The 8,098-nt window shown below is 43.3% G+C and carries 5 protein-coding genes; 2 read left to right on the top strand and 3 right to left on the bottom strand.

Features of this window, described 5'->3' with window-relative positions:
* Positions 1-155 precede the first annotated feature (155 nt).
* Positions 156-599 (top strand): hypothetical protein, encoded by a 444-nt coding sequence (locus tag AK963_RS22700; RefSeq protein ID WP_066017699.1) that lies wholly within the window; start codon positions 156-158, stop codon positions 597-599.
* 33 nt (positions 600-632) lie between these two features.
* Here AK963_RS22700 and AK963_RS22695 read toward each other — a convergent pair whose 3' ends face one another.
* From AK963_RS22695 to traF, 3 genes are read right to left on the bottom strand one after another with little or no spacing between them, the layout of a single operon-like run.
* Positions 633-4,430 (bottom strand): conjugal transfer protein TraG N-terminal domain-containing protein, encoded by a 3,798-nt coding sequence (locus AK963_RS22695; RefSeq protein ID WP_066017698.1) that lies wholly within the window; start codon positions 4,428-4,430, stop codon positions 633-635.
* A gap of 11 nt (positions 4,431-4,441) precedes the next feature.
* Positions 4,442-5,860, bottom strand: coding sequence for a conjugal transfer protein TraH (locus AK963_RS22690; RefSeq protein WP_066017697.1), 1,419 nt, complete (start codon positions 5,858-5,860; stop codon positions 4,442-4,444).
* Positions 5,860-6,933 (bottom strand): conjugal transfer protein TraF, encoded by a 1,074-nt coding sequence (traF, locus tag AK963_RS22685; RefSeq protein WP_139117595.1) that lies wholly within the window; start codon positions 6,931-6,933, stop codon positions 5,860-5,862. The genes AK963_RS22690 and traF overlap by 1 nt, the downstream gene beginning before the upstream one ends.
* A gap of 930 nt (positions 6,934-7,863) precedes the next feature.
* Between traF and AK963_RS36700 the strand changes: the two genes are divergently transcribed.
* Entirely contained in the window at positions 7,864-7,989 is a 126-nt protein-coding gene (locus AK963_RS36700; protein WP_274520548.1) for a hypothetical protein, read from the top strand.
* Positions 7,990-8,098 lie beyond the last annotated feature (109 nt).

Here is an 8,098-nt window from a genome sequence, read left to right as displayed (position 1 = left end):
GATCATCCTGAGTTTTAATCTGACTGGCTATTTGATCTACCAGTTTTTCGTTGATTTCAACGCTCATTGTTATTCTCCATTTTGGAGTATTAACGACAAGCGTTTACACAATTTAAATTACATTCCCTAATCATTGGTAAATGGAGGTTGTTAAAATGTCAGGATTAGCTGGAATATTCTTTTTTCTTTTCCTCTTGGTTTTGAAAATAGGTTTAATAGCTCTTGCTATCAAACTGTTTCTTAAGCCTGTTTTCAAGGTTTGGGCACTGTTTCACTATAAGGTACTAATGAGGAACGCAAAACTGGGGGTTGTTGTGATAGGAATGTATGTTTATCTCATGTTTGTAGTAAGCAAGCCATTTAGTGATTACATGATGCTTGGCTTTGTTATTTACCTTCACTTCTTCCTTGGTGCTGTAGCTATTAATTTGTATGAATACTTCAGATCGGGAGATGGTGTGAATAGCTTGAAGCCGAGAGATTGGGAAATCTCTGATCCATCGTCAAGGTTTGATAGTTCATCAATTGGTTATAGTTTGTCTGACGATGGGGAATCTGATGTAGCAGACGTAACTTTTAAAGACAGGAAAGGAAGGTGAGACAGGTAGCAATGATCGCTACCTGTCCTTTATTTACTTACCATCAAATGCCGAGCTATTAGCCAAAATATGCCTGTTAGTTAATGGCATTTCAGAACCAGATTTAAGCCCAGACAATGAAGCAGATTCCATCTCCATTGTCATACCTCTGATCAACTTCTCATTTTCTTCACTAACCTGGTAATCGCCGCCATCAGTCATAATAGGTTTGCCTGCGTCTGGATGCCCTTCAGGATGCCTATCTGCATATTTTTCTCGAAGGCCCATTCTTGCATCTTCATAGTCGTCGCTGTCACCAATCGCTATTGCTCTGAACATATTAGCTTCCGCAGTAGCCCCTCTTTCTTCCCACCCTCTTGTGCCAGAATTAGCTACACCTTCGTCGTATGCTTCTGTGATACGGTTGTAGGTATCAAGCTGCTTACCAACTGGTTCGGCTACTGCTTTAGTAGCAGCAAGATATCCAAGTGCTTCCTTATCAAGCCCCTGTGCTGCAGAAGACCACTCGCTAGAATCACCTGTCAGGTCAGCAGCAAAGGACATTGCATTCCCTGCCATGTACTGAAACATTTCCACACCTTTCTCGCCTGCACCTGCGATCCAATTATAAGCCCCTTCAGACAATGGTTCCCCTGTGACCTTTTCAACAACCCAGTTAGCGAAGTCTGCATCAGCCTGTCCACTATCACGAGCGTATTGACCTGCCATTTGATTGATCTCAGCCCTTTGCTCTGTGCTGAGTGTATTTAGCTTTCTATCCAAATCCTGGGCTCCTTCGATAAATTTTTCACCCATCTTGAATGGATTTACTGTGTCGTTAACTCCATCCCAATGACTGTTTAATTCTTCTATAGAACCCCACATCTGCGTTCCTTCAAATCCTTTTAAGTCACTCAGGGCTGCATCGGTATTTGAATGGTTGATGAGACCTTGCCTAGCTTCTGACCTTTCGCTCGCTGCTACCTGACTCTCCATCTGTTTGCCTGCAGTATGAGTTTGTTTCATATAGGCATTATGGGAGCTATTTACCGTATCAATATGCTCTTGGGGAATATCTTGTGGTAGCCCGTTCGAGTCGATTGGGACACCTCCTGCTTGAGGCTGATAAGATGTTTCAGGCCGGCCAATGTTACCTGCTTGTGGTACTTGTTCTTCAACATTATCCTTTACGCTATACCCTGGGTTAGCGTCTGCCCCAACACCTTGATTGGCGTATGGATTAATATTACTGCCCATATCGTATGATCTACCCGTTGCCCAAGCAGCGACTTGTGACGAGGTATTCATATATGCACCGTCTGCGCCATTTTTGAACTTAGAGTCATCGAGAAGAATACCCATTTGAGCAGCTGTGTATGCTTCATCTGAACCCATTCCTTTTAATGCTCGATTCTCGTTATATCTATCAGTTAGATCCTTGCCATTGATAACACCTGAACTTGCGAGTTGGTTAAATAATGTATTTAGATCATCGTCATGTCCTCTACCTATCACCATTGCAGCGGCATCTTTTTCAGTCATATTGTGTGTTGAGCCTATAGATGTTTGCAGGCCTGCGACCTCTTGGTATGCCTGGCTCTCTTTATTTGCCTCACTATATTGATTCTGGAAACTGGCAGATTGTGTGTCTTGTGAAAGCCTGCTGTAATTCGACTGATCATTTTGAGATGTTTGGGCAACAAGACCAGTCTGAAGGCTGGATTGATTTTGATTTGAGAGTTGAAAACTGTTGCTTGTATCTTGACCTTGAGAGTTGCCATGCGACGTAAGATTATCTGTTTTAGATGACGTATTGCCTTGAATGCTTGCACTAGCCTTAAGATCAACGGGCAGTCCAGATGGAGCTTCCATCTCTGGTTCTGGTGCTTGTTTTCTTCGTCCCATTAATGGGCCGCCTGCAACTGGTTTGTCCGGAGCTTTGTTTGCACCAAAGTCACCATTTGCTGCTGCTTTCATGACAGAGCCAATTTTTCCACCGGATGATATTACTGAGTTAGCAATACCAGCCAGGTCAGCACCACCCGTTGCGCTCGCTGATAGAACTGTGGCACTTGAAATCGCTTCTTGTTCTTTGGCTGAAAAGTCGTACTTATCAAAGAATGAATTAAGTGCATTTTTGGTTGCAGTAGCCCCTTGACTGTTACTGGCTTGTAATGAGTTATTTAAACTTGTTGAGGCCTGTCTCATATGCTGCTCATTATCTGAGGACTGAAAACCTCTGGCCAAAGTACTTGCCCATGCGCCGCTTGATTCGAACGCCTCTTGCCTTGATGAGCTGACATTTCTTGACATTTGGCTTCCAAAAGCAAAGTTAGCTAAAGGAACACCTGTAGATTGAGTTCCAGAGAAATCGTTATGCATAAACCTTGGGGCATCTTGCATGACTCCTCCGGGAGTTACAGCATCGGGGCTCGTAATCCGCTCATTAACGTGATCAGCAGAGGACATACGACCTGCAAGTGAGGTTGCTGTATATGCAGAGCCATAAAGAAGCATCATTGCAAGCATAGGTGTAGAAGCTGCCAACATGCCACCTGTTGCAATCCATGTTTGTATAACCTGTGATCCTAGTTGGAGCCCATAAAGTGAAGTCCAATTTGGAAGGTCATAACTACCCATTTCACTAGCGGCAGCCATGTAAATATACAGGTTGGTCAGTGACAGGATTGGATACCAAAGCTGGATGAATAAAATCAGCATCAGGTATTTTCCAGCCAGTGCAATTCCTTTCTGACCCAGTAGCATTATAAATGCAGCAATAGGAGCTATTCCGAAAACAAATGCCTCAAAAAATGCCATGAGAGGCCTTACGGTACTCATAAATAGAGACTGTTCAGTAGCCCACTGAGTATTCCTCTGCTGAATTGCCTGGTTAACCATGATTGCAGCGCTAGTATCTTGAATATCAGAATATGAACCTTGTAACGCCTCATAAAAAATGGGTTCAATGACGGCTGCAAGAGTGTAGTCTTTTGCTGCAGTTGCAGATGCTCCAAGCATGTCCAGAGCTCTGAATGAGTTATCCATCCGGTCAAATGGTGTTTCACCGCCAGGCCAAACCCCGGCAGCGATTTCATTCATCCCGATCATTGAGCCAATAGCGGTCATAACCGTATCTTCATCAATCTTTGACAGGGCCTTACTCAGTTCTACGTAGCCTTTTGCACAGGTGAATTGTTGTGCACCTCCCGCTAAATACAGCATGGTTTCATATGCGTTATGGTCATATTTGATGGCATCAAGCAGATTTTCTTCGCTGAGGGCCGAAGTATTTTGTTGTTCACGCTGAAGCTTAATCGCAGTGCATTCACGAACGTAGTTACTGATAGACATCCTTATGTCTGTACCAACACCATTAGCTGCATCAAGTGCTTGGTATACAGGAGGTGAACCCAGTTTTCTTCTGGATTCTGTCAAAAGCTGAAGACTATCCAGGAATGCGCGCTGTGTAATTCCCGGAGCGATAATCCCATAACTGAACTCAAACATATCAGTGATACCCAGTCCAACGCTGGAAATCAGACTTCCTGCAGCTGCTGGCCCGATGGGCACGTTATCGACAGGCCTCAAATCTCCAGTGTAAGCATCTTCAATGACAACTGTGACTTTGGGTACGAAAAACATCATGAACAGAATCACACCAAGGAAGGAATGGTGAATATTAAAACTTTTCCCACCGTTCATAATGCTGTCAAAAGCGGTTAGAGCGACTCCTATCAGGCAAGCCAGCATTGCCATCTGGATAAATGATAGTTGATCGGTAATAAGAGCAAGCCCAATCATAACCTGCTCTAAGAATGCGGCATCACCAATAGAGAAGATTTCAAACACTGGTAGCCCCTTTAGTTAGATTTTCCACGATCAACTAAATTCAATGCGTTATTCTGTTTCCTCACATTGATAATCAGCTGGTTATAGGCATCCATAAGATCCTTAACATCCCCATACTTACCTTTAAGGGTCATATAGTCTGTGTGGACCTTCTTCCGGTTACTCTCTATTTGTTTCAGAACATCATCTTTATATGATGTCTGTGATCTCATGGCCGCGTGGTTTGCAGCATAAAACAGATCTTCCATAACGATATAGGCAGCATATAGCGCGATAGCACTTGAATATCTTTGGATCAGATGGCGCGCACTTTCGTTGGAGGTAAGAGAAGTCATCTTATGAATGATGGTTGAGGTTTCTCCAAGAGAAGCGATCAGCTTTATATCGTCATCAGTGCTATCAATAGCAGTATTACCGGTATAGGCAGCAATCAGCTTATCGACACCAACAGCAATTTTGGATTGCATGCTTTGAAGTGTGACATTCTCATTCGCGCCGAACTCAGTGCATTCAGAGTTATCACAGGTGTAAATATTGACAGTTCTACCTTCTACAAGATCACCAAGACTAAGTAGACCGCCTGGAACTGGTGTAACCGGTATTGTTTTTTCACCAGTCCCGTCAGTTGCATCGTCTGGAGGACTGACTATAACGGATCCTGATAGGGACATCATGGTTCTCATCAGTTGATCATCACCAGATGCAAACCAGTTCTGGACTCCCTGATCTTGAAGGATGTTCCACATTACGTTTCCACGGTCTGCTAATAGAAGTGGGTTGGTGGTGTTTCTAGCGGCAGCTTCAGTGGCTGATTCACCAGTTTGCTGCTGGTGTGCAGTAAGCGAGTCAGGAAGCAAACCACTTGAGACAGCTACAGCTTTGTCTCTTGCGGTTCTTAATTTATCCGAAACCCCAAAAAATCCATCCACACCATCAACCGCTTGTTGAGCCATTTGGCATGAGTTACCAAGATACTGATTCAACTCATTCATTTTGTCTGCGAGCGATTGAAGCTGAGTCATGCAGTCAGGGCATACTGCATCCATGGCTAATTGGAAAGCATAGCCTTTAGCATTCGCTGCTATGGCCCGAAGCATTTGTACGAATTGATCTGCGTTTATAAAAGAAAAAGAACCACCAAAAAGATCTACCCCACCACATCCTCCTTTCCAGCTTGGAGGTCTAACACTTATGAGATTTGGATTAACGATTTTGCTCTTCATGGTGAATGAACCACCATAAAAAACACCTCGACGTTGTGATTTGTATGCTCCAGGTGCCGTTCCGGTTGACTGAGACATGCTGTTAAACATGCCGTCCATCTCATCAGCTAGACTAGCTGAAGCCGGCTCTACTGGGATTGAGAGGAATAGACAAACTGAAGATGCTATTGTAAATGACAGAATCCGTTTATAAGCTTTCCGTGCCATTAGTTAAGCCCCTGTATTTGCTTTTCTAAATATTTGTGAAGCCTGCTGGGTTCAATAAATCCGCTTTCACTTCCAGAAGAAGTAGCTAGTTCGTCAAGTTCGCCTGATTCGATTTCAGACGAAAGGTTCTGATCGATATTGTCTACAGCACGAGTGGCTAGGAATTCAGTTTCGGATATCCAGTTTTCATTAATCGCAGCTATGAGAATACGTTCCTCAAGTTCTGGATAGGCCATCATGCCGATACCAATTGGAGAAACAATGTTAGATTTGGGATCAACTAGGAAGATTGAAGGTACGGTATCAACCCCGAGCATTCTCGCTTGTCCCTGATCAACTTTAAAATTAGGAAACTCTTTCCCGGGCATTGGCATACCATCGAGAGATATGGCAATGACTTCAAAGCCATTGGTATCTGCGAATGTTTTAAGAATCGGAGCCTGCTTTTGGCAATAAACACAGTCAGCTCTGAAGAAATAGAAGATTCCAGTTTTTTCAGGCAGAGTTTTGATTAGCTCTCTACGCTTCTCACCGGCATAACGATCTTGTGTTTGCGTACCAAAAGTGGCCAGTGATCGACGATTAATTTCATCAAGCCAGGGATTACCGACAGACACTCTTGAAAACTGTTCAGCGAAGCCTTGAGCTTTGTCCATTGCAGCACGCTGTAGGTACATATAGGTTTCGACGTTTTCTCTGGTTGGATTATCAATGGCAGCATCACGGTACTTCGGCAGATTTTCCCGGAACCATGCGGTCGTCATCGGGGCAGGGCCAGCCGGCGTTGGCTCAACTTGCTGGAGAGTAAGGGTTATTTCATTTGGCTGAGTTTCGGGCTCAATAGGCTTTTCTGGTTCAGCTTCCTGTTCTTCTGGGATTGGCTCGTACCAGTGCCAGCCTTCAGCTGACCTTTCAATAAACTGGCCATTTTTATCGGGGTATAGGGAAGCGTGCGAACTGCTGAAGGCTCCCAGTATGGCCAGTAATACAGAAATTGAAATGTTTATTATTGGGTGCATTACAGTCAGTCCTACTTTTTCAGTATTACGGTATTTTACAATGGGGGGGGGCACGGCTGAGGGCTGAACATGGGAATAAATGACGGTATCTACCTGATAGTGGGTAGCGAACCGTGGGGACGAGGTGGGAAGGGTAGAGAATTCGAGAAGAGTTTCGTTAATCCAGAATAAAGTTTATACAATCATATCTGTAAACAGATTATCATAAAATAATTCTGTTCTGTTTAATCATGACATGAGGGGAAGAATTTTTTCAGGTCCGTTGGTGGCAAGGGTAGTCAATATGTAATGGTCTTTGGTGTCGCTACTAACACGATTTTCAAGTACCAACATTTGGATTTGGTGTTGTGTAATGGCAAATGAATACTCGGCAGAAGGGGGAAGGACAATTACGCAGTATGTGGCCTGATCAGTTCGATAGGCCAATATTTTTCATAAATGTCTCTGATTGTGTGTTAATAATCCGCTTTGCTCTGGCCCAGGCAACGTCAGGTATAGGGGCTGAAGCTAATTTGGCGGGGTGTAAGGGATCGTTACTATATACAGAAAATAACTGATATCCAGTTCTGGAAGTCTCATCGACCAGCCTTGCATATGGGTAGGACTCAACGATGGGTTGCAGGAGGGTCATTCTTTTAGAAAAATCCATATTTATGCTCCTGGCGGATAAAATTTTTGTCTTGGACGGCAGTAAATTTCATCATTTTTTACGGGTGTATTTATTCCTGTGGGTCAATAAAGATTTTCTGTTCCAGAAAAACTTAGTTTATTGTTACACAAGAATTCATTGGGATGTCAAAAATTTTGAGCATGAAATGAAGATTCCAAAGGAAATAGCTCCTTTCTTTCTCCAAAGATTCAAATTATCGTTAAAAACCATAATTATGATATGGATATTAGTTAATAAAACGACCGTATATGTATATAATTTATATCTGTAATACAGTATAACTTTGCGTCTCAATCAGAAATTTTGGTAAGTTTATGAACGTCTATGAAGAAGCATTACGCATCCTTCGCAAGAAAATTTCGGTTCGTCAGCTTGTAGCAGATCTGCACTCAGAAGACCTGAGAAAGATGATCGAGCGTCTTGTGTCATCACCGATGTAATAAGTCTTCAAAACACCAGTTTAATTTGACCTCCCGATTAACCCTTTTCTGGCCGATTGTTTTCCTGTTGGTATCAAGCAGGGAGCAGCGCCATGACCAATCGAGAGGA

The sequence above is a fragment of the Endozoicomonas atrinae genome (assembly GCF_001647025.1).
Classification (GTDB): Bacteria; Pseudomonadota; Gammaproteobacteria; order Pseudomonadales; family Endozoicomonadaceae; genus Endozoicomonas; species Endozoicomonas atrinae.
This window is presented reverse-complemented; position numbering and strand designations above follow the sequence as displayed.

Coding starts and splice junctions, on each gene's coding strand:
- AK963_RS22690 (WP_066017697.1), bottom strand. CDS start 5,860: ATGGCACGGAAAGCTTATAAACGGATTCTGTCATTTACAATAGCATCT.
- AK963_RS36700 (WP_274520548.1), top strand. CDS start 7,864: ATGAACGTCTATGAAGAAGCATTACGCATCCTTCGCAAGAAAATTTCG.
- AK963_RS22700 (WP_066017699.1), top strand. CDS start 156: ATGTCAGGATTAGCTGGAATATTCTTTTTTCTTTTCCTCTTGGTTTTG.